The organism is Mycolicibacterium peregrinum (assembly GCF_001665625.1).
Taxonomy (GTDB): domain Bacteria; phylum Actinomycetota; class Actinomycetes; order Mycobacteriales; family Mycobacteriaceae; genus Mycobacterium; species Mycobacterium peregrinum_B.
The window spans coordinates 1-22,636 of sequence record NZ_LZSY01000093.1 but is presented as its reverse complement, the minus strand read 5'-3'; the positions used below and the strand labels follow the sequence as shown (position 1 = coordinate 22,636).

Annotated in this window: 20 protein-coding genes; 10 read left to right on the top strand and 10 right to left on the bottom strand. The window is 66.0% G+C overall.

The window, feature by feature from the left end:
* Positions 1–101: 101 nt before the first annotated feature.
* Together A5779_RS13295 and A5779_RS13290 are read left to right on the top strand one after the other, a co-directional pair.
* Entirely contained in the window at positions 102–1,982 is a 1,881-nt protein-coding gene (locus tag A5779_RS13295; protein ID WP_064882579.1) for an LpqN/LpqT family lipoprotein, read from the top strand.
* 36 nt (positions 1,983–2,018) lie between these two features.
* Complete coding sequence (locus tag A5779_RS13290) at positions 2,019–3,032, top strand: alpha/beta hydrolase (RefSeq protein WP_064882577.1); 1,014 nt, start codon at positions 2,019–2,021, stop codon at positions 3,030–3,032.
* Positions 3,033–3,265: 233 nt separating this feature from the next.
* On the opposite strand, the gene A5779_RS13285 is transcribed toward A5779_RS13290, so the two are convergent.
* The 6 genes from A5779_RS13285 to sfnG form a co-directional block, all read right to left on the bottom strand.
* Entirely contained in the window at positions 3,266–4,117 is an 852-nt protein-coding gene (locus tag A5779_RS13285; RefSeq protein ID WP_064882575.1) for a hypothetical protein, read from the bottom strand.
* A gap of 302 nt (positions 4,118–4,419) precedes the next feature.
* Complete coding sequence (gene purH, locus A5779_RS13280; RefSeq protein ID WP_064882573.1) at positions 4,420–5,988, bottom strand: bifunctional phosphoribosylaminoimidazolecarboxamide formyltransferase/IMP cyclohydrolase; 1,569 nt, start codon at positions 5,986–5,988, stop codon at positions 4,420–4,422.
* Between the two features lie 10 nt (positions 5,989–5,998).
* Positions 5,999–6,631, bottom strand: a complete 633-nt coding sequence (purN, locus tag A5779_RS13275; protein ID WP_064882624.1) for a phosphoribosylglycinamide formyltransferase — start codon at positions 6,629–6,631, stop codon at positions 5,999–6,001.
* Positions 6,632–6,641: 10 nt separating this feature from the next.
* On the bottom strand, positions 6,642–8,141 hold the full coding sequence (locus tag A5779_RS13270; protein WP_064882571.1) for a cell division protein PerM: 1,500 nt from the start codon (positions 8,139–8,141) through the stop codon (positions 6,642–6,644).
* Positions 8,142–8,201: 60 nt separating this feature from the next.
* A complete protein-coding gene (locus A5779_RS13265) occupies positions 8,202–9,044 on the bottom strand; it encodes a DUF5336 domain-containing protein (RefSeq protein ID WP_064882569.1) in 843 nt (280 codons plus the stop codon).
* Between the two features lie 134 nt (positions 9,045–9,178).
* The gene (gene sfnG, locus A5779_RS13260) at positions 9,179–10,309 is read right to left on the bottom strand and encodes a dimethylsulfone monooxygenase SfnG (protein WP_055117226.1); all 1,131 of its coding nucleotides are present in this window, start codon (positions 10,307–10,309) and stop codon (positions 9,179–9,181) included.
* 130 nt (positions 10,310–10,439) lie between these two features.
* Here sfnG and A5779_RS13255 point away from each other — a divergent pair, with 130 nt between their 5' ends.
* Positions 10,440–11,288, top strand: a complete 849-nt coding sequence (locus A5779_RS13255) for an LLM class F420-dependent oxidoreductase (protein WP_064882567.1) — start codon at positions 10,440–10,442, stop codon at positions 11,286–11,288.
* Between the two features lie 99 nt (positions 11,289–11,387).
* On the opposite strand, the gene A5779_RS13250 is transcribed toward A5779_RS13255, so the two are convergent.
* Complete coding sequence (locus A5779_RS13250; RefSeq protein WP_064882565.1) at positions 11,388–12,914, bottom strand: acetyl-CoA acetyltransferase; 1,527 nt, start codon at positions 12,912–12,914, stop codon at positions 11,388–11,390.
* Between the two features lie 103 nt (positions 12,915–13,017).
* On the opposite strand from A5779_RS13250, the gene A5779_RS33855 reads away from it, so the two are divergent.
* Positions 13,018–13,200 carry a hypothetical protein gene (locus tag A5779_RS33855; protein ID WP_131811642.1) on the top strand — a complete coding sequence of 61 codons (183 nt, stop codon included), beginning with the start codon at positions 13,018–13,020 and terminating at the stop codon, positions 13,198–13,200.
* A gap of 495 nt (positions 13,201–13,695) precedes the next feature.
* Here the strand turns inward: A5779_RS33855 and A5779_RS13245 are convergent, their stop codons facing one another.
* Positions 13,696–14,655: an oxygenase MpaB family protein gene (locus A5779_RS13245; RefSeq protein WP_064882563.1), complete on the bottom strand. Its 960-nt coding sequence runs from the start codon at positions 14,653–14,655 to the stop codon at positions 13,696–13,698.
* Positions 14,656–14,796: 141 nt separating this feature from the next.
* On the opposite strand from A5779_RS13245, the gene A5779_RS13240 reads away from it, so the two are divergent.
* The 3 genes from A5779_RS13240 to A5779_RS13230 all read left to right on the top strand — a co-directional run bounded on the left by A5779_RS13240 (position 14,797) and on the right by A5779_RS13230 (position 18,062).
* Positions 14,797–15,363 (top strand): TetR/AcrR family transcriptional regulator, encoded by a 567-nt coding sequence (locus A5779_RS13240; protein ID WP_064882622.1) that lies wholly within the window; start codon positions 14,797–14,799, stop codon positions 15,361–15,363.
* Positions 15,364–15,536: 173 nt separating this feature from the next.
* Positions 15,537–16,151 (top strand): TetR/AcrR family transcriptional regulator, encoded by a 615-nt coding sequence (locus A5779_RS13235; RefSeq protein ID WP_082941675.1) that lies wholly within the window; start codon positions 15,537–15,539, stop codon positions 16,149–16,151.
* Between the two features lie 42 nt (positions 16,152–16,193).
* On the top strand, positions 16,194–18,062 hold the full coding sequence (locus tag A5779_RS13230) for an alpha/beta hydrolase family protein (RefSeq protein ID WP_064882560.1): 1,869 nt from the start codon (positions 16,194–16,196) through the stop codon (positions 18,060–18,062).
* A 116-nt stretch (positions 18,063–18,178) separates the two neighbouring features.
* On the opposite strand, the gene sucD is transcribed toward A5779_RS13230, so the two are convergent.
* Positions 18,179–19,081 (bottom strand): succinate--CoA ligase subunit alpha, encoded by a 903-nt coding sequence (gene sucD / locus A5779_RS13225; RefSeq protein WP_044520139.1) that lies wholly within the window; start codon positions 19,079–19,081, stop codon positions 18,179–18,181.
* A gap of 12 nt (positions 19,082–19,093) precedes the next feature.
* Positions 19,094–20,257 carry an ADP-forming succinate--CoA ligase subunit beta gene (gene sucC / locus A5779_RS13220; RefSeq protein ID WP_064882558.1) on the bottom strand — a complete coding sequence of 388 codons (1,164 nt, stop codon included), beginning with the start codon at positions 20,255–20,257 and terminating at the stop codon, positions 19,094–19,096.
* 282 nt (positions 20,258–20,539) lie between these two features.
* Between sucC and A5779_RS13215 the strand changes: the two genes are divergently transcribed.
* From A5779_RS13215 to A5779_RS13205, 3 genes are all read left to right on the top strand, one after another.
* Positions 20,540–21,628, top strand: a complete 1,089-nt coding sequence (locus A5779_RS13215; RefSeq protein ID WP_064882556.1) for a M23 family metallopeptidase — start codon at positions 20,540–20,542, stop codon at positions 21,626–21,628.
* On the top strand, positions 21,629–22,273 hold the full coding sequence (locus A5779_RS13210; protein ID WP_064882554.1) for a hypothetical protein: 645 nt from the start codon (positions 21,629–21,631) through the stop codon (positions 22,271–22,273).
* Positions 22,274–22,312: 39 nt separating this feature from the next.
* A partial coding sequence (locus A5779_RS13205; RefSeq protein WP_207549074.1) for a hypothetical protein occupies positions 22,313–22,636 on the top strand: 324 nt, incomplete at its 3' end.

Sequence of the window (22,636 nt, the reverse complement as noted above, 5' to 3'; positions counted from 1 at the left end):
CCCGCGCACATCGCCACCCGGCAGAACTAGCATCCGGCGCGTGGAAGCCACTCCCCCGGCATAGTCGTTGCGTGAGCGTTGCTACCGGTAGTCTGCGCTCCATGCCGTTGGCTAGCGGTCAGGAATTCGCAGGGTTCACCATCGTGCGGTTGGTGGGCACTGGTGGCATGGGCGAGGTCTATTTGGCGTCCCACCCGCGGTTACCCCGCGAGGACGCTCTCAAAGTGCTGCCCATCAGTGTCAGCTCCGACAACGAATTCCGGCAGCGGTTCATCCGCGAGGCGGACATGGCGGCCACGCTGTGGCATCCGCACATCGTGGGCGTGCACGACCGCGGCGAATTCGAGGGCCGGTTGTGGATCTCGATGGATTTCGTCGACGGGCACGACGCGGCCAAGCTTCTGCACGACCAGTACCCCAAGGGCATGCCGGCCGAAGATGTCATCGAGGTCGTCACCGCCGTCGGCGACGCACTGGACTACGCGCACCAGCGCAAGCTGCTGCACCGCGACGTGAAACCCGCCAACATCCTGCTGACCAGCAAGCAGGGTTCCAAGCGCCGCATCATGCTGACCGACTTCGGCATCGCGCGGCGCGCCGACGAGGTCAACGGGCTCACCTCGACCAACATCACCGTTGGCTCGATGTCCTACACCGCGCCCGAACAGTTGATGGGACAGCCCCTCGACGGCCGGGCCGACCAGTACTCGCTCGCCGCTACGGCGTACCGCCTCTTCACCGGCACTCCGCCGTTCGCGCACAGCAACCCTGCCGTGGTGATCAGCCACCACCTGAACTCCCCGCCACCGAAGCTGGCTGACACGAAACCCGAACTGGCCGTGTTCGATTCGGTGATGGCCAAGGCGCTGTCCAAGGACGCCAAGGACCGTTACGACACCTGCCACGACTTCGCCGTCGCGCTGGCCGAGGCGGCCACCGGAACCACCCCCGAGGTGCGTACGCCGGCTCCGGCCCACGAGCCGGCGCCGCCCACCACGCCCCTGATCATCCCGAAGCCGGTGAACCCGCCGCCGGCGCCTGTCTCGCCGACGCCACTCTCGCCGTCGAACCCGCGGCAGGCACCGCCGTCAGAACCGCCGGTGTTCACCTCGTCGTGGGCAGGCAACGAAAACGCGTCCCGCCAACCCGTCGCGAGCAATACGCCGGTCGGTATGCAGGGCCTCAGCGGGCCGTCGGGACCGCCCGGGCCGGTGGGGCCGCCGCAGACCAACTTCGGTCCACCGCCGTTGCCGCATACCCCGATCCCGCAGAAGTCGGCCAACCGGCGCAATGTCGTCCTGGCTGCGGCCGCGATCGCCGGGGTGGTCCTGCTCATCGGTGGCATCATCTTCGCGGTCACCTCCGGAGGCGAAGAAGACATCCCAGGCGGCGACACCACGTCCGCGACCGCCACCGATACCTCCGGCGAGAAGACCACAACCGCCCCCAAGGCGCCCGCACACGCCTTCACCATTGCCGACTACATCAAGCAGAGTGGCCTCGTCGAAACGCCGGTCCACCGCGGCGATCCGGGCGCACCGGTGTTCAACTGGCCGACTCCGCCCGGCTGGATCGACGCAGGCACCCGCACACCGGCCTGGGCGTACTCGGCGATGGTCAACGACCCGACAAACCCGCCGGATCCGCCGTCGGTCATCTCGCTGATCTCCAAGCTGACCGGTGACGTCGATCCGAACAAGCTGCTCGAGTTCGCCCCCAACGAACTGCAGAACCTGGCGGACTACAAGGCGAATGGTGACGTGACCCGTGGGGAGATCAGCGGATTCCCCTCGGTCCACCTGGCCGGCTCGTACGCGAAGGCCGAACAGCGGCGAGCGATCACCCAGACCACCATCGTGATCCAGGCGCCCGGCGCCGTGTACGTGCTGCAGATCAACGCCGACGCGCTGGAACGCGACAGGAGCGCGTTGACCGACGTCAACAAGGCGATCGAAGCCCAGGCCACCGTCACCCTGCCCTGATCCGAGCGATTTCAGGTACCCGGTACCCTAGGTACCGTGAATTCGCTCGATTGGCGTAGCCGGCCGGCCACCGTGCACTTCGGCCCCGCATCCTTGCAGTCCAGAGCACTCGGCTGGACCACCGCGATCTTCGTCCGCCCATTGCTGGGTCTGCTGACCCTGATCGGACTGGGCATCAACCGCGTCGCCCCTGCGGTGCTGCAGCGTGCACACCTCGACGTCATCGACCGGCCGCTGCGGTTCATCAAGCCGCTGCCCGGCACCGAGGTGACACCGGTGGCGCTGCCCAACTGCCCGGCCGAATGGGTGATCGCCCCCGAGGCCCGCGACTCCGACCGGGTGATCGTCTACCTGCACGGCTCGGCGCTGGTGACCCTCGGCCTGAACTCGCACCGCCGCTTCGTGTCGAAGCTTTCCGCGGCCACCGGGGCGCGCGTGCTCAACGTCGGCTACCGCCTGGCCCCGCAGGCCGACATCGAGGACGCCGTGGCCGACGGGCTCGACGGCTACCGCCTGGCGCTGTCGCTCGGGTTCGCACCCAATCGAATTGTCCTGGCCGGGGACTCGGCCGGCGGACTGATGGCCGCCGACACCGCCCGGGCCGCCCGCGCCGCCGGGCGGCCGGTTCCCGCCGGGCAGGTCCTGCTCTCACCGCTGACCTCGTCCGACATGGACCTGAAATACCGTGCGCTGCAAGAGCATCGCGACGTGATGTTCCCGTTCATGACCGTGAAGTTCATCTACGACGTGTTCGCCACGGTCAACGGCACCCGGCCCACGCCGGTGATGCCGCCCGAGGCGGACCTGCACGGGCTCGGCCCGTTCCTGCTCCAGGTAGGCACTCACGAGATGCTGCTGAACGACGCCTTCGCCCTGGCCGACAAGCTGCAGGCCGCCGGTGTTCCGGCGTGGGTTCAGGTGTGGGACAGGGCAATGCACATGTTCCAGCTGAGCTTCGACATCAACCCCGACGCGCGGCACGCCGTCGAGGAGATCACGTCGTTCATCGCGTACGCGACCGCTGAGGTCGAGGACGAGGCGAGCGCGTAAGGGCTGCCGTTTGGCGGCTCGAATGCGACGCTGCGCCTCGCCATGGCGCGCCTGCACCTCGCCTGCGCAGTGCGCCCCGCCATCGCAGTGCGCCCCGCCATCGCGCCGTTTTCTACGTGTGGGCTGTTGATCTCACGGTCCAGCAACCCTGGTGTAGAAAACCGTGAACTGCCCGGCCAGACGTCCGCGCCGTTTTCTACGCCTGGGCTGCAGACCTTGTGGTCTAGCGACCCTCACGTAGAAAACGGCGAAGCGTCGCGCCGCGCAAAGGCCTCTCGCACGCGGTACAGGATGAATGCTTTGCTGTGTTCGGCCACGACGTGGATGTTGATCCACCCTTCACGTTCGATGAGCGCGTTGCGCCCAATGTCGTGCACATAGCGGGGCCGGTCCGTGGCGTGGTGCTTGCCCAAGTAGTCGAGGCCGACTTTGACGTCGTCATAACCCATGTCGATGAACGCCTCGGCGAAACCATCGGTCACCCGGATCTGAGTGCGGGGTCGTCGAAACCCCGCATCGATTAGGAGCAGCCGCAGCCAAGTCTCCTTCGGAGATTGACCACCGGGGTCCATCAGGTCGAGTGCCGTTCGGGCACTTCGTATTCCACGCAGGCTGCGATATCGGGCTGCCAGTTCGAGCACCGGCGCCGCTTCGACGCCCGTGGCGATGGCCAGCGCGTCGAGGTGGGCGACCGCGTCGTCGCGAGGAAGAAAACGCGCGAGATCAAGCGCCGTGCGGAGCGGTGTGGTGACGCTGAACTCGCCAATCCGGCAGATCTCGTCGGGCCTGATACGTTCCTCGCGCACGATGACGCCGCGCCTGCGACGCCCATGCTCGACGATCAGTTCTACAGGAGCGTCGTCGTCGACCCATTGCGCCCCATGAAGCGCTGCCGCCGCGCGGCCGGCGATGATCCCGCGACGGCCAGTCCACAACCACGCGGCCATGGTGTTGTCTGCCAGCGTTGCGACAGCATTCTTCGACAGATACACGCGTGGGTGCGCCGAGGTGTAACGCCATCGCAGCTGCCCTCGCGTGAGGACGCCGGCTGCCAGTGCTTCGGATCCGATGAATGGCGCGTTCATGGGCACCGATGGTCGGCAGCGTGACCGACGGATTGACGGTGCCCACGTACGCCTCAGTCGATTCTGTGGATGAACCGTACGCTGTGGATAGTGCGGCGCGACGCCGTTCTCTACACCAGGGTCGCGATCGTGAACCCGTCACAGCCCAGAGGAATTGGTGCACACCCTCGTGGCAGCCATGCACCGTTTTCTACGCCAGGGTCGCTAGACCACGCGATCAACAGCCCTGGTGTAGAAAACGGCGGTGCGGCAGTGTGAGGGGCGGCGGCAAAAAGGCGGTGCGGCAGTGCGAAGACCCAAAACTAGTGCGCGAAATGCCTTGCACCGGTGAGGTAGAGCGTGATGCCCGCAGCCTCGGCGGCGGCGGTCACCTCGGCGTCACGCACCGATCCACCCGGGTGCACGACAGCCTTGACGCCGGCGTTGGTCAGCGTCTCCAAGCCGTCGGGGAACGGGAAGAACGCATCGGAGGCACCGACCGAACCGGGCACTCGATCGCCCGCTCGCTGCACGGCCAGCCCGGCCGCGTCGACGCGATTCACCTGTCCCATACCGACACCCACGGTGGCGCCGTCCTTGGCGATCACGATCGCGTTGGACTTCACCGCGCGGCAGGCCCGCCAGGCGAAGACCAGATCGCTCAGGGTCTGCGGGTCGGCCGGCTCACCGGTGGCCAGGGTCCAGTTGGCGGGATCATCGCCTTCGGCGTCGAGTGCATCGCGCTGCTGAAGCAGAACGCCGCCGCTGATCTGGCGCAGCTCGATGCCGCCGACCAGCGGCTCGGAAGCCACCAGGATGCGGATGTTCTTCTTGCGGGCCAGGATTTCGACTGCGCCGGCCTCGTAGGCCGGGGCGATGATGACCTCGGTGAAGATGTCGGCGACGGTCTCGGCCATCTCGACACTGACCTCGGTGTTGGAGGCGATGACGCCGCCGAACGCGCTCAGCGGATCGCACTCGTGGGCCTTGCGGTGTGCATCGGCCACCGATTCCGAGGAGATCGCGATGCCACACGGGTTGGCGTGCTTGATGATCGCCACGCAGATCTCTTCGTGGTCGAACGCCGCCCGCCACGCCGCATCGGCGTCGGTGTAGTTGTTGTAGGACATCTCCTTGCCGTGCAGCTGCTCGGCCTGGGCCAGTCCGGGCCACGCGGAGTCGTCGCGGTACACCGCGGCCTGCTGATGCGGGTTCTCGCCGTAGCGCAGGACCGCGCTGCGGTGCCAGGTACCCCCGAACCACTGGGGCAAGGACGCAGGCACCGAATCTTCCGCGGGGGCCAGCGTCGACCCCATCCAGCCGGCAACGGCCACGTCGTACTCGGCGGTGTGCCGGAAGGCCAACGACGCCAGCTTCTTCCGCTCGTCGAGGGTGAAACCGCCCGCGCGGACCGCGGCCAGCACGCCGTCATAGCCCAGCGGATCCACGACCACGGCCACGCTCGGGTGGTTCTTGGCGGCCGCGCGAACCATGGACGGCCCGCCGATGTCGATCTGCTCGACACATTCGTCCACCGACGCCCCGGACTCCACGGTCTCGGTGAACGGGTAGAGGTTCACCACCACGAGCTCGAACGCCTCGACCTCGAGCTCGGCCAGGGCCGCAACGTGTTCGGGCTTGCGGGTGTCGGCCAGCAGGCCGGCGTGCACGCGCGGGTGCAGGGTCTTGACGCGGCCGTCGAGCACCTCGGGGAAGCCGGTGACGTCTTCGACGGGGGTGACCGGAACACCGGCGGCGGCAATGGTTTTGGCGGTCGACCCGGTGGAGACGATGGCCACGCCCGCCTCGTGCAGGCCGCGGGCCAGATCGGCCAGCCCGGTCTTGTCGTAGACACTGATCAGCGCTCGCCGGATCGGTTTCTTCTCGCTCACGCTGTCATCCTCAACATCCGATGGTCGCCTTTCGTCCAGTCCAGGTCACGCCGCGGGTTGCCAGCGCGGCCAGCACATCCACCAGTAGTCGACGTTCGACCACCTTGATGCGTTCATGCAAAGTCTCTTCGGTGTCATCATCGAGCACCTCGATGGCCTGCTGGGCCAGAATCGGCCCGGTATCCATGCCGGAGTCCACGAGATGCACGGTGCAGCCCGTCACCCGCACGCCGTACGCCAACGCCTCCGGCACCGCATGCGCCCCGGGGAACGCGGGCAGCAGTGCGGGGTGGGTGTTGACGACGCGGCCGGGGAATCGGGAAAGGAACTGGCCGCCCAGAATTTTCATGAATCCGGCCGAGACGACCAGATCGGGCTCGTGCTCGGCGGTGGCCTCGGTGAGCGCGGCGTCCCAGGCGGCGCGGTCCGGATGATCACCCAGCCGCACGGTGTACGACGGCACGTCCGCCGCGGCGGCGATGTCCAACGCGGCACATTTGCGGTCGGTGCCGACTGCGACGACGCGCGCCGGATAGTCGTCGACGGCGGCGGCCAGTAGCGAGGCGAGCAACGACCCTGTCCCCGAAGCCAGCACTACCAGCCGTGCCGGTGCACTCGGAGGCACTTGTAACGGTTGCTGCACGCGCAGCAGCCTAGTCGCCCGCACGGCGCGGCTGATCGCCGGTCGCTGGGTCGTCGGGGATGTCGTCGACGATGAAGTGGTCCTCGGGATCGTCATCGAGGTCTTCATAACGTCGGGGGCTGGGTTCGTTGACGGTTTCCTGCACGTCGTCGTACTCGACATACCGATCGACGTACTCGGGCGCGGGCTCGTCGGCCTGCGTCTCCTCGGCCGACCAGGACACCAGCGGCTCGTCGGGTTCGAGCTCCGGTTCCGGGTCTGGCTCGTCGTAGGCGACGACGTCCTCGTCGACGACGTCGGTTTCAGGCTCTTCCTCAACCTCTGGTTCGGGCTGCGGGGCTACCGGCTCGGGCTCCGGCTTGGCCGGGGCCACCGGTCGGGGCTTGCGGGTCAGTCCACCGGACATCGCCACCGTCAGTCCGCCGATCCCGACGAACCACAGGAACACCGCAGGCGCGAACGTCGCCTGATCCACCCCAACGGAACCGAAGTTGCCCAGCCGACCGCCACCGGCGAAACCGGCCAGCGCCATCGTCACCGCGGCCAGCGCCGAGGCCACCAGTAACTTCCCGGTAGCCGCCACGATCGGCAGCGGCCGTCGTGCACACTGCTGCCCCACCGCCACGGCCGAGGCCGCCCCCACGATCAGGAGCGCCACCCAGATCGGGCCCAGCGGCGGCGTGGGCACCGCGGCCAGCACCGGCACCGCGGGTATGTCGCCGCCGAACACGGTGAACGAGCTGAAGGCGGCCAACCCGACATGGGCGCTGGATCCGACCGCGATGGCCGAGGCTCCCACGATCACGTTGGGGATATAGAGGATCGACAACAGCGTGAGGCTGAGCTGGCCGAACAAGCTGTCGGTGATCGCGAACAGATCGTGCATCGTGCCCCAATGCACCACCAGGGACACCGCAGTCACCGCACCGGAAAGCCCGAACAGGGCGAGGACGCCGGCGACGGCGGCCCGGATCGCGTCGGGCAGCCAATCCGGCAGCGGCAGGACGGCCAACGTACGTCGGCCCACTTTGGACCCGACGCCGATCAGCGCACCGATCACGTGCACCAGCAGCACGCTGCAGAAAGCCCGCAGGGCATTGGGGGTCTGTAGTTCGCCGATGACCGAGGCGGCGTCATGGATGACGGCCAGCAGGAGGGCCGCGATCAGAATGGGCCCGCCCAATGCCGAGGCGACGACCCAGCGGGTGACGAACCACGAGGAATTCGGGGCGGTGGCCGCGGCGGTCGTGCGCGCGGTGCCCCAGACCATCGCCATCACCGGCAGCAGCGGCATCACACCCAGCTCGCGGCCGCCGATGGAGACTGGCACCTGGTGCACGCCCAGCCACATGCTGGCGATCGCACCGAGCGCGCCCGTCATATCGCTGTTGGCGATCAGCAGTTGCAACAACACAACCGCGGCGATGACCACCAGCGCGACGACGGACGGCCCGAACGCGACCCGGAGCAACTCACGCGCCTGGCGGGTGCCGACTGGCCGGTTACTCACTTGGTGGGCTGCTCCTCGCGATGATCGGCGCGTGCGCGGGAAGCGCACGCGCCGATCAGCTTACGACGGCGCAGGGCCAGATTGCTGTGAAGGCGGCTGCTGTGCCGGAGCGCCGGAGGGCGAGCCCGACTGCTGCGGCTGGCCGTAGGTGGGGTAGCCGGTCGGAGGCGTCGGCGGACCGCTCGGCTGCTGACCCTGCTGGCCCTGCGGGGACTGCACGGGGTAGCCACCGGTGTTCGGGCCGCCGGAGTAGCCGCCGTACTGCGAGGGATATCCGGGCTGCTGCGGCTGAGCCTGCTGGTAGGGCTGGCCACCGTGCTGCGGCTGGTGCTGCTGGCCGTAGTACTGCGACGGGCCACCGTACTGGCCGTACTGCGGCTGCTGGTCGAACTGCGGCTTGGGGGCCGGGGGCGTGATGATGCCCGCTTCGAACAGGAGCGCGGCGATGGCGGCACCGGCCTGGACCAGAGTGAGGACCAGGAGAACCCAGATGGTCCAGTCGGCCGATCCACCGCTGGACACCACGGCGCCGATCACGAACAAGAACGGAATCGTCGCGATGGCTGCGACCACTCCCGTGTACTTGTTCTGCTTGGGCAGCAGGCTGACACCGGCCAAAAGACCTGCCAACAGCGGCAGCGCGACGAGCACGACCATTCCCTGCGAGGTCGAGGCATCGAGGGCGAAGCTCACGAAGTAGATGAGCAGGCCGGCGATGGCCACGACTGCCAGCAGGATCTCGGGCAGCTTGTTCTCGCCGGGTTGCGCGGCGGCCGGGGCCGCCGCCGGGGCTGCCGGAGCCGGTGCGGGGACCGCCTTGGCGAACTGCTGGGTGGCGTCGAACTGCGAACCCGACTGCGGGTTCGGCGGCGGGTATCCGGGATTACTGGGCGGGTAGGTCATGACCTCTCCTGTGCTATCAAGCTTCGCGACGTGTGTTCACGCAGGCATGAATACCGACCACGTGAGCGATTCGATCTTCCACGCTAGCGCACCCGCCTGGGTGCCGGGCGCGCGTGCGTGGTGTCAGCGCGGTCTCAAGCTGATACCAGGACGGGTGCGTCAGCGGAATCGGTTTCGGCTGCCTCGATTTCGCGGACCAGCGGCAGCACGTTGGCACCGAAGTACTCGATTTCCTCTTGGAAATGCAGGAACCCGCCGAGGATCAGGTCCACGCCACGTTTGCGGTAGGCGGCGATGCGTTCGGCGATCTGCTCAGGTGTGCCGATCAGCTGGGTGCGGAAGCCGTCGTTGTACTGCACCAGATCTTCGAAACTGGAATCGGCCCACATACCCTTCTTGTCACCCGTGGAGTTGCCGGCCTGTTGCACCGCACTGCGGAAGCCTTCGACCGCGGGCTTGTTGGCCTTGGCCACGATTTCGCGGAGGACTTCCTTCGCCTCTTTCTCTGTGTCGCGGGCGATGATGAACCCGTTGAGACCGAACTTCACCTCTCTATCTGCGTTGCGCGCGTGATCGCGTACCTCGACGAGCTGTTCGGTGAGGCCGTCGAAGTCTTTGCCGTTGGAGAAGTACCAGTCGGCGTAATAGCCGCCGTTACGACGGGCCGCGGTCGAGTTGCCGCCCTGGAACAGCTCGGGGTTGGGACGCTCGGGGGTGTTGAGCGGCTTGGGCTTGAGCGTGAAATCGTGGATCCGGTAGAAGTCGCCGCGGAAATCGACGTCGTCCTCGGTCCAGATCTTGCGGAGAACCTGCAGGAATTCCGCGCTGCGCCGGTAGCGCTCGTCGTGTTCGAGCCAGGGTTCACCCAGGTGGGTGAACTCGTCCTTGAACCAGCCGGAGACGACGTTGACGGCGAAGCGGCCATTGCTGAGGTGGTCCGCGGTGGCACCGAGCTTGGCCAACACCGCCGGCTGCCAGAGACCCGGATGAACTGCGGCGATGACCTTGAGCTTCTGGGTGGCCAGCAACAGGGCGAGACTGAAGCTGGTGGATTCGTGCTGGTACTCCGCGCCGTAGCTGGCCTCGTAGCGAACCTGCGACAGCGCGTACTCGAAGCCGTTGACCTCCGCGGTCTGCGCGAGTTTCTTGTTGTACTCGTAGTTCCAGTCGGTGCGCTGCTCGATATCGCTGGTGACCAGGCCGCCACTGACGTTGGGCACCCAGTAGGCGAACTTGACGTGGTCGGCGATGCGTTCGGTCGTCATGCCGGTGATCCCAGCAAACGCATCGGCGCACGTCGCGGGTATCGCTCGCGGTGAAGTTTTCTCTTCGCTCCACCGCCCCACGAGACGCACCGTCTTGCTACTGCGACTGAAACACGTTCTAATTCTGGTCATGGACTATGGGCTTGTTCTCTTCACCAGTGACCGCGGCATCGCCCCGGCCAAGGCCGCCAAACTCGCCGACGATCACGGCTTCACGACGTTCTACGTCCCCGAGCACACCCACATCCCCATCAAGCGGGAGGCCGCTCATCCGACCACCGGTGACGAGTCTCTGCCCGATGACCGCTACATGCGCACCCTCGATCCATGGGTATCGCTGGGCACCGCGTGCGCGGTGACCTCGCGGGTGCGGTTGTCGACGGCCGTCGCGCTGCCCGTCGAGCACGACCCGATCACGCTGGCCAAATCCATCGCCACCCTGGACCACCTGTCCGGCGGACGCGTGTCACTGGGGGTCGGATTCGGTTGGAACACCGACGAACTCACCGACCACAACGTTCCCCCGGGCCGGCGCCGCACCATGCTGCGCGAATACCTGGAAGCCATGCGCGCACTGTGGACCCAGGAAGAGGCCTCTTACGAAGGCGAATTCGTGAACTTCGGGCCGTCGTGGGCCTGGCCCAAGCCCGTGCAGTCGCACATCCCGGTCCTGGTCGGTGCGGCCGGCAACGAGAAGAACTTCAAGTGGATCGCCAAGTCGGCCGACGGCTGGATCACCACGCCACGCGACTTCAACATCGACGAGCCCGTCAAGCTGCTGCAGGACACCTGGGCCGCCGCCGGGCGAGACGGTGCACCGCAGATTGTGGCGCTGGACTTCAAGCCGGACCCCGAGAAGCTCGCGCGCTGGCGCGAACTGGGCGTCACCGAAGTGCTGTTCGGGCTGCCGGACAAGTCCGAGGCCGAGGTATCGGCATACGTCGAGCGGCTCGCGGGCAAGTTGGCGACGCTCGTCTAGTTCTGTCCCGTTAGCGCCCTAATCAACGCCATGGTCGTAAAAGTTCGAGGGGAACGACCATGGCGTTGATTTCGCGTTGGTCCGACGCGGGTGCGCGCCCTACGCCAGCGTCGCGGTGTTCCGCTTCTCGCCGGACTGGACCATGATCTTCACACCGAGCGGCTCGCCCTCGGAGAGTAACTGCACCAGCGCCTCGTCCGTCGTCGTCGCCAGGAAGCGGCTGCCGTCGGAATCCAGACGCCCGATGATGATGCCGGTGCGCGGCGTCCAGTCGTAGCGGACGGTGTACGTCTCGATGGTCGCCGGGCCGTCGGCCATTTCGGTGATGGCGACGCGCTCCTGCGCATCGAACTCGTCTTGCAGGGCGGCGCTGCCGTCGGCCACCCAGTCGGCGGGCTCGGTGGAGTAGATGCCGACCGAGTACTTGCTCGCGATACCGCCGTTGCCACCGACAAGCGCGAATTGACCTGGCTTGTCGCGCATTTCGTTGACGGCCTCGGCGATGCCGTGCATCGAGTAGTTGTTGCCCGGGCCGCCGAAGAAGGGCAGGCCACCGGTGAGCGTCAGGCCACGTTCGTCGTCGGGGGCCAGGCCGGTGCCGTCGCAGATGTTGAACACCGGGAACGGGAAGCAGCTGTAGAGATCGAAGGCCGCGACGTCGTCGAGTCCGATACCGGCGATCCGCAAAGCCTCGTTCACGGCGATCGCCGCGGCTTCGCTGTAGCCGAGTTCGGCGCGCTCGAGCAGCTTGATTTCCTTCATGTCGGCGTGACCGCGCAGGTACACCCACTTCTCTTCGGGCACACCGAGTTTCTGGGCGGTCGCGACCGACATCAGCAGGACCGCAGCACCCTGGTTGACCTGGTCGCGCGCCACCATCATGCGCGGATACGGATCGCAGATCATCCGGTTGCTCTCGGTGACGGTGGCCAGCTCCTCGGCCGAACGCTCCACCGGCGCAGACGAATAGGGGTTCTTGGCTGCCACCTTGGAGAACGGCGCGAACAGTTCTGCCATCGCCTGCCGGTAGTCCGCCACAGACAGACCCACCCGTGCTCGGCGGGCATTCTCGAGCAGGCCGTACTGCACCGGAGCGCCGATCAGACCGTGCTTGATCGTGTACTCGTCGAAGATGCCGTCGTAACCGTAGCCGCGGTCCTCGAGCTGGCCCTGGATCGTCTCCGAGTGGTCCGGCTTGTCGTCGCGCTTGGAGAAGTGCCGCAGCGTGGAGGTGTTCTCCGAACCGAACAGCAGCACCGCCTCGGCCTCGCCCGCCGCGATGGCGCCGGCGAACTCGGTGACGAGATGCTGCGGGCTCTGGCCGCCGATCACCTCGAGGATCGCCCGGGCCGGCTCGGCGCCGACGTTGCGCGCGACGGAGCGCGGGTAGTTGTTGGACAGACCCACGGTCGGCGACTGCGGACCGGAGATCTCGAACTGCCGCGTGCCCGCCACGGTGTCGATGGCCTGCGCCACGGCAGCGGCGTCGGCGCCGCAATCGCGCAGCGCTGCCCTGGCCGCCTCGGTGGCCAGCTCGACCGAGGACATCCCGCGATAGCCGTCGAGGTCGATGCGTTCGGTGAACTGCCCGACGCCGACGATGACAGGGGTGCGCGGATCGACCATGACAATCTCCTTGACGGGTGTTAATTCGTGAGGCTAACCGATTGCTGATTCGAGAGGGAAATCGGTGCATATCGACCGTCATCAGCTGCACTACCGTTGATGGGTGACGCAGCCACTGAGAGTCGACACCGCAGCGCTTAGGGGCGCCGCCCAAGAACTGGCCGGGCTGAGCGATGAACTCGGCCACTCACTCACTCACGAATGGCAACCGCCGGCGGATCAACCGTCAGCGAAGGCCACTGTTGCCGTCACTGCTGCGGCCAATCACGTGCTGAGCCAATGCTGAACAACCATGACTAGAGTGCACCTACTGCGTCGCGGTCTAGCTATCCCGGCAATGGTTGCAGCCCTCGCCGTTGGTCCTGCAGTGCCATCGGCGGAGGCACAGCCACCTGGATTTCCCGATGTCAATGCGTTTGCAGAAGCACCGCCCACCCTCGACTTCTCGCGCCCAGACCGTTGGGCCAACGGGTACGCGTTCTTTCGCACACCCGACGGTCTGAGTTGCATGATCGGTGGCGTGAGACGGTGCAGTGGACCTATACCCGGCCTGCCCGTGGAATACGGCGGATGCGCTGTCGTTCTGCAGACCCACGAAGAGTCCAGTCGCTCGGCAGCTTTTAGATTCGAGAAGTCAGTCGAAGGGTGCCCGCCATCCGCCGACGATCTTCTCAACATCGGTCAGAAGCTAACTCTCACAGCGAACCACACCACCACGTGTGTGGTCGGCGAAGGCAGACTAACCGCCTGCATCGACGCCGACCACAAGCACGGGTTCGTCCTACAACCCTCTGGCAGCTGGACCTTCTGACAGGTTGTAGGCGAAGGACTTCTGCTGCCGCTGCTTCATCTTTTCAAGGCACTCATGGTGTTTCCGCGCGTGATAGGCCAGCGGAAAGTAGGTGAGCCGATCGGGCAGGATGCGGTAGGCAGCGCGGATGACGGTGTAGATGCGCTGAAGTTGACGCTCTTCGTCGTCGCTCCACGTGACACCGAGCTTGGCCCGCAGCCGGGGCTCGAGCAGCCCGACAACAGACAGGTAGTTGAACCGCAGCGCCGGGCGCAGCGCCCGACGCACCAAGGGATGCAACAGCTTCGGTACGGACGGCGGCAGCTCGACGTTGCCGGTCTGCATCTCCTCGATCAGTTGCAAGGCCTGCGGTGTGCCCTCCAACTTGTCGATCATCGCCTCGTAGTAGTCGGCCATCTCGGCACGCGTCGTCGGATAGCCGCCCATCGGCACGTGCAGCAGTCGCGCGAGTCGGCGGTTGTCGCGCAGCAACTCGTCCTTTTCATCGTCGGTGAAGTCGCGTCCGATCAGCAGCTTGCCCCCGCCTTCGGCGTTGACGATGTAGCCGGTGGCGATCACCCATTGATATGCCTCGGGATTGAGCGCGCTGATCTGCTTCCCGGTCTCGGCGCTCTTCATCGTGATGGGCTGGTGCAGTGCGCGCACCCGGTTCCCCTCGGCGACCGCCTCGGTGCCGCCATAGGTCCACCGCAGCACCGAGTCGACGCTGCGAATCGCCCGCCCACCCGGATCGCCGTGGAACGCAGCCGAATAGCGGCCGGTGATCTCTGCGATGACGGGGTGCATCGCCTGCATCATGAACGCCGCCCCGTCGACGATCAGGAACGTCCACCGGCCGGTGTGCACACCGGTCAGCGAGTCGAGCGGAACCAGTTCGATGTCAACGGATTCGTCGACGACCGGGTTGACGGCGTCCGTAGTGGCGGTCATATGCAGCGCACCTCCTTGAGCGTGAGCCGACGGTAATCTGACCGGAAGGTCGCATTCAAGTCGCATTTGAACTCAGAGGCAGAAATGGAAACCCGCACTTCAGCGCAGCGCAAGCTGCCCCAGCAGGAGCGTTCTCGTGAGATGGTCGCAAAAATCATCGCGACGACGGTGAAGATGCTGAAGAAGACCGACCCCGATCAGATCACCACCAACGCCGTCGCGGCGCGGGCCGGCGTCAGCAAGGGATCGATCTACCAGTACTTCGCCAACAAAGAAGAGCTCATCCATGCCGCGATCGAGCAGCTCGCCGCCGAGCAGGCGCCGCTGATCGAGGACATGCTCCGGTCGGTCACCCTCGAGCAGCCACAAGATGCGATGCAGGCGTCGATCGACATCCTGATCAACTTCACGATCGCCAACCGGAAGTTGATCCGCTACGTCGCCGACCGGCCGGACTATGCCCGCACCTTGGAAAACGCCTCAGGTCTGAACGCGACGCTGCTGGCGATGACCACCCTGCACATGGCGCATTACCGGGACCAGTACCGCCACGAGCTGAGCCCACGGGCATTGGCGTGGCTGTTCTTCAACATGGCCGTGGCCACTACGACGCGCTACATCGAGAGCGAGGACCCGATCCAGCTCGACGAGCTTCGCAGCGGTTTGAAGTTCGCCTCGGCGGGCCTGCTGGCGGCCGGGCGACAGTAGCTCGGGCAACGTGTCGTCGATGTCGACGTCCTGGTTGTTTTCCGTGCGCAAGCACAACCCTGCCGTAGAAAACGGCGAAACAAAACCCACACTGACCAGCACACCTTGACGACGCTGTCACTTAGTGACACATTGGAGCTGTCACTAAGTGACAAGTTCTGGAAGGTGAGTCGATGGGCGAAAAGCAGGAACAGGCCCGCCTCGAGGTGTCACGACATGCCTGCAAGTTGTTCTGGGAGCAAGGCGTCGCCGCCACCAGCGGTGACGACATCGCCGCGGCGGCAGGGCTGTCGACGCGCACGATCTGGCGCTACTTCCGCGCGAAGGAGAGCTGCGTCGAACCAGTACTGGCCAAGTCGGCCGACCGGTTCATCGCCATCTTGAACCGCTGGCCGCACGACCTGTCGTTGGCCGAACATCTTGCTGCTGACGGGATTTCACACCCACTGGCGCCCCAGGACGTGGCCGATGAGATCAGCGCGATGCGGATCGCCACCATGACTCCATCGGAACCGGCACTGCGCACTGCCTACCTCATGGTGCATGACCGGATGGAGCAGGGCTTCATCCCGGTGATCGCCGACCGATTGGGCCTGCCCGCCGATGATCTCACCGTGCGACTCTGCGCCGCCGCCGTCACCGGGGCGTTCCGCGTTGTCGATGAGGACGTCAGCGTGGCGGTGATCGTCGAGGGGAAGACGGTCACCGAGGAGCAGGCACTCTCGCTGATCGACCGGGCGATCCGCGACGCCACCAACGGGCGCCTCGGCGGCCCTGTCGCGTCCTAACCCATCCCGAAAGAGCTTGTCCACACCCGCGAAAGGAACGTCATGGCGTTGCCCGAACTCATCTTGGTGGAGGAATTCTTCAGCCCGCCCGAGCGCACAGCTGCCAGGATCTCGCCCGACGGAACCAAGATCGCCTATCTGGCGCCGTGGAAGAACCGCCTCAACGTATGGATCCAAGACCTCGACGGTGACACTCCGCCACGCTGTGTCACCGCGGATGAAACCCGCAGCGTCTACATCTACCAATGGACCGACGATCCACGATGGCTGCTCTACATGCAGGACAACGGCGGCGACGAGAATTTCCACGTCTACCGGATCGACCTGGATGACCCCGACACCGCCGCAGTGGATCTCACACCGTTTCCGGGAGCCAGGGCGAGCTTCGACCTCACCAAGGGCCGACCAGGAAAAGCGATCGTGCAGACCAACAACCGCAATCCCGAACTGGTCGATGCGTACGAACTCGACATCGCGACAGGAGAACTCACCCTTCTCGCGGAGAACCCCGGCAATGTCATCATGTGGCTGTGCGCCCCCAACGGTGACCTGTTCACCAACACGTTGACGGCCGACGGCGACGTCGAGATATCGCAATGGGACTCGACCACAGCATCATTGCGACCCATCAAGGTCTACGACGGCACCGATTACCCGCTGGGTATCTTCCCGGTCGCCCTCTCCCCGGACGGCACCGGCATCTGGCTCGGATCAAACGAGGGTACCGACAGGATCCGGCTGGCCCGCATCGACGTGGCCACCGGTTCAGAGACCGAGGTGGACAGCCACCCTACGTTCGACCTGGGCAACCAGATGGTGTTGCCGTCGCCGTTCATCCTGAGCGAGCGCACGGGCGAACTGATCGGCGCCCGCTACTACGGGGAACGCCAGGTGATTCATGCTCTCGACCCGAATTTCGCTGCGGTACTGGAGAATCTGACCAAACTGTCCGATGGCGACCTCGGGGGCATCTCCTCCGACGACAGCGGGCAGCGATGGGTGGCCAGTTTCACCCATGACCGCGACCCGTGGGCGACCTACTTCTACGACCACTCCACCGGCGAGAGTCGGCTGCTGTTCCGGCCGTATCCGAATCTGAATTCAGATTCATTAGCACCGATGACGCCGGCGACCATCACCGCACGCGATGGGCTGGATCTGCACTCGTATCTGACCTTGCCCGTCGGAGTCGAGCCGACCGATCTGCCGTTGGTCCTGCTGGTGCACGGCGGCCCGTGGTCTCGGGATTGCTGGGGCTTCCAGCCAGACGTGCAGATGCTGGCCAACCGCGGATATGCGGTGCTGCAGGTCAACTTTCGCGGCTCGACGGGCTACGGCAAGGCGTTCACCAAGGCTGCGATCGGCGAGTTCGCCGGCAAGATGCACGACGATCTCATCGACGCGGTGGACTGGGCTGTCAAGCAAGGTTATGCCGACCGCGACAAGGTGGCGATCTTCGGTGGCTCGTACGGCGGTTACGCTGCGCTGGTCGGCGTGACGTTCACTCCGGACGTCTTCGCCGCGGCGGTCGATTACGTCGGGATCTCCAGCCTGGCCAACTTCATGCGCACGCTGCCGAATGTGGCTCGGCCGTTCCTGGCCAACAACTGGCACCTCTACGTCGGGAATCACAACGATCCTGAGCAGGAGGCCGACATGCTGGCCCGCTCCCCCATCACGAAGGTCGATCAGATCCGCACGCCGCTGCTGGTTGTCCAGGGCGCCAACGACTCTCGTGTAGTGCAGGCCGAGTCCGACAACCTGGTCGAGGCGCTGCGCAAGCGTGGGGTCGAGGTCGAATACATGGTCAAGGAGGACGAAGGCCACGGATTCCTCAACCCCGACAACCAGATCGACATGTACCACGCCGTCGAACGCTTCCTCGCCGAGCACCTGGGCGGGCGCGTCTAGCCCGCACGCCAAGTGTGCACTCAGATCGCAGAAGTTGGCGAAATCGCGATCTGAGTGCACGCTCGCGCCAAAAGAAAAGGCCCCCGCCGTAGCGGGGGCCTTTCCGTTGCACAGACTTACAGGTTTGCGAGCAGCTCACGCGCCTTGGCGGCGGTCTCGGACGGCGTCTTGCCGACCTTCACGCCCGCGGCCTCCAGGGCCTCCTGCTTGCCGGCGGCGGTGCCCGCACCGTCGGACACGATGGCGCCGGCGTGGCCCATCGTCTTGCCCTCGGGAGCGGTGAAGCCCGCGACGTAGCCGACGACCGGCTTGGTCACGTTCGCCTTGATGTAGGCCGCGGCCTTCTCTTCTGCGTCGCCACCGATCTCACCGATCATCACGATCAGCTTGGTCTCGGGGTCCTTCTCGAACGCCTCGATGGCGTCGATGTGGGTGGTGCCGATGACCGGGTCGCCACCGATGCCGATGGCGGTCGAGAAGCCGAGATCGCGCAGCTCGTACATCATCTGGTAGGTCAGCGTGCCCGACTTCGACACCAGGCCGATCGGGCCCTTGCCGGTGATGTTGTTCGGCGTGATGCCGACCAGCGACTCGCCGGGGGTGATGATGCCGGGGCAGTTCGGACCGATGATGCGGGTCTTCTCGCCCTTGTCGACGTTGTAGGCCCACGCATAGGCGCTGTCCTGCACCGGAATTCCCTCGGTGATGACCACCAGCAGCGGGATCTCGGCGTCGATGGCCTCGATGATGGCGTCCTTGGAGAACGCCGGCGGCACGAAGGCGATCGACACGTCAGCGCCGGTCTCCTTCATGGCCTCGGCGACCGAGGCGAACACGGGCAGCTCGACGTCGTTGCCGTCTTTGTCCTTGTGGGACACGGTGGTTCCGGCCTTGCGGGCGTTCACGCCGCCGACGACCTGGGTGCCGGCCTTGAGCATCAGAGCGGTGTGCTTGGTGCCCTCGCCGCCGGTGATGCCCTGGACGATGACCTTGGAGTCCTTGTTCAAAAAGATCGACATTGCAGCAGTCCCTTACTTGTTCGCCAGCTCGGCGGCCTTGTCGGCGCCTGCGTCCATGGTCTCGGCCTGGACAACCAGGGGATGGTTGGCCTCGGCCAGAATGCGCCGGCCCTCTTCGACGTTGTTGCCGTCCAGGCGGACGACGAGCGGCTTGTTGGCCTCGTCACCGAGGATCTGCAGCGCCTTGACGATGCCGTTGGCCACCGCGTCACAGGCGGTGATGCCGCCGAACACGTTGACGAACACGCTCTTGACCTGGCTGTCGTTCAGGATGACGTCGAGGCCGTTGGCCATGACCTCGGCCGAGGCGCCGCCGCCGATGTCGAGGAAGTTGGCCGGCTTCACGCCGCCGTGCTTCTCGCCCGCGTAGGCGACCACGTCCAGCGTCGACATGACCAGACCGGCACCGTTACCGATGATGCCCACCTCGCCGTCGAGCTTGACGTAGTTGAGGTCGTTCTCCTTGGCCTTGAGCTCCAGGGGATCGGTCGCGTCCTTGTCCTCGAACTCGGCGTGGCCGGGCTGACGGAAGTCGGCGTTGGCGTCCAGGGTGACCTTGCCGTCCAGGGCCAGGATCTGGTCGTCGGGCGTACGCACCAGCGGGTTGACCTCAACCAGGGTGGCGTCCTCGCCGACGAACACCTCCCACAGCTTCTGGATGGTCACGGCCGCGGCGTCCAGCACCTCGGCGGGCAGGTGACCCTGCTCGGCGATCGAGCGCGCGAAGGCCAGATCGACACCCTTGACGGCGTCGACGGGAACCTTGGCCAGCCGCTCGGGCTTGGTCGCGGCGACTTCCTCGATCTCCATGCCGCCCTCGACCGAGCACATGGCCAGGTAGGTCCGGTTGGAACGGTCGAGCAGGAAGGAGATGTAGTACTCCTCGGCGATGTCGCTCGCCTCGGCCACCAGCAACTTTTTGACGACGTGACCCTTGATGTCGAGACCGAGGATGTTGGTCGCGTGCTCGAGGGCGTCCTCAGGGGTGGCTGCGTACTTCACGCCGCCGGCCTTACCGCGGCCGCCGACCTTCACCTGTGCCTTGATCATCACGGGCTTGCCGATTTCGGTGGCGATCGCCTTGGCGTCCTCGGCCGAGTCGGTCACGCGGCCCGGGGTCGTGGGGACGTTGTGCTTGGCGAACAGCTCTTTTGCCTGATATTCGAAGAGATCCATGTGCTTCCTAGATAGGCGTTGTCTGTCTGCTTGGCTTCTAGCGCGCTTCGAAGCTGCCCGGTCCGCATACCTCTGACGGGCCCGCTGGCACTTTATCCATCGCCGAGTGATGGGCTAGCATCGCCTCCGGCTCATGTGGTAGATCTCACCGCCCATGGGAGGTGATACGGATCACATTCCGACACGGAATAGACCCATAAGTTGCCACCATCATTGGGATTTGGTTAACGTGCCTCTGGTCCAGATAACGTTCAGGTCACGACGAAGAAGGATTCTCGAGTCTTGCCGCAGCATCGTTCGTCCGCAGCTCCGCGAGGGGTGCCGACGGACGCGCGCCGCCGCAGGCGGCGGGTTTCCCCTGACGAACTGGACGCTGCGGAGATCACCGACGTCATCCCCTTCAGCGCTTTCGAAGCGTTCGATGCCCCTCCCGGCCAGGATGATCGCGGATCGGACGATCACGAATCCAACGTCATATATGCCCCGGAGCTCGACGATCTAAACGACACCGACGACCTGGTGCCCGTCCGCCTCGCCGTCCCCTCCCGCTTCCGTCCCGAGGCCGGCACCGAGCGCGGCTCCCGTTACGCGTACCGCGACAGCCACACCGACGTGAGCGACGGCGTCGCCGCCACCGACGTGATCAACCTGTCCGGCCGCCGCGGTGCCCACCGCAAGGAGCACGCCGGCGCCGTCAAGAGCCGTCTGATGATCGCCGCCATGGCCGCGGGTGCCACCGCCGCCGGCGCCTACTCGCTCAGTAATCCCACCGAGACCAACGCCGACGACACGATCCTGGCCTCCGAGGGCAGCCACATCGAAGGCGCCTCCGTCACCGGCTCGGTGGACGGCATGCAGATCGTCTCGGTCTCCTCGACCGCCGACACCTCGGTGCACGCCGAAGAGATCACGAAGGCCGCCGCCTTCGCCCAGGAACGCGCCGAGCGCGAGGCCCGGCTGTCGCGCCCACTGTTCGTCATGCCCACCAAGGGTTATGTCTGGACCTCGAACTTCGGCTACCGCTGGGGCGTGCTGCACGCCGGCATCGACCTCGCGAGCCCGATCGGCACCCCGATCGTGGCGGTCTCCGACGGCGTCGTCATCGCCTCGGGCCCGACCGCCGGCTACGGCGCGTGGGTCAAACTCCGCCATGCCGACGGCACCGTCACGCTCTACGGTCACATCAACACGTGGCTCGTCAGCGTGGGCGACCGGGTGATGGCCGGCGACCAGATCGCCACCGTCGGAAACCGGGGCTATTCCACCGGCCCCCACCTGCATTTTGAGGTGCTGCAGAACGGCACCAGCCGCATCGATCCGGTGCCGTGGCTGTCAAAGCGAGGCCTCAGCCTCGGCAGCTATGTTGGCTGAGTGAGCGACGACGGTCAGATACCAGCCGATCACCCCGACGAGGACGACGACCGCACCCGCATCATCCGGCGTCAGCCGCAGGACCCGGTTTCCCGGCCCGTACCCGTGGCCGACGATCCCCACACAAGCATCATCCGGCGTCATCCCACCGGCGCCATTCCCAGCGCGGGCAGCGCGGAGCCCCAGACCAGCCTGATCGGCCGCGCGGACGACGACGCCAGCACGAGCTATGTGCCCCGCGCCCGGCCCGTGATCGTCCCGCGCACCCCGGCGGGTGCCAATCCGCGCACGGCGATTGTGGCGGCCACGTTGGCCATCCTCAGCGGCTGGGCCACCGGCGTGATCGCCACCGACCTGATCGCAGGGTGGTGGCGCACCGACCGATTGTTCTGCGTCGCCATCGGTTTCCTGGCGGCGATCTCGGCTGCAGCAACCATTGGCGGGCTCATCGCATTGTTGCTGCGGCGCCGGATGGGCCGACTCCTGGTCGTCGTCGGTGCGGTCATCGGACTGCTGATCTTCGGCAGTCTGTTCATCGCCGGGGCCCGACTGCATCCCGTCGTCTACGCGATGCCGGCCCTTCCGCTGGCCGCCATCCTGTTCACCGTGTTGCCCGCGACCGGACGCTGGAGCGCGCGCCGATAGGCGCCCGGTCCGCACGGTGACCGCTGTTAGGTTTGCGCGATGCGCCCCACTGCGTTGACCGCGATTGCCCTGACCTGTGTCAGTGGTGTCCTGGGAATCGTCGCGACACTGCGTGCGCTGATCGTGGCCTGGTACGCCATCGGCTACGGCTTCAGCTTCAACCCGCTTCGCTTCTGCCACTCGATCTTCAACCTTGTCGCGCTGGGTGCGGTGACGGTGGCGCTGTTCGCCGGTGCAGTGCTGCTGGAACGGCGCAACCCGCGGGGACGGGTCGTGGTGATCGCGGCCAGCGCGACGGTGATCGTGCTGTCGCTGATCGAGTTGGGTGTATGGGCCACGTCGTCCGGTCAGAGCATGCTCGGG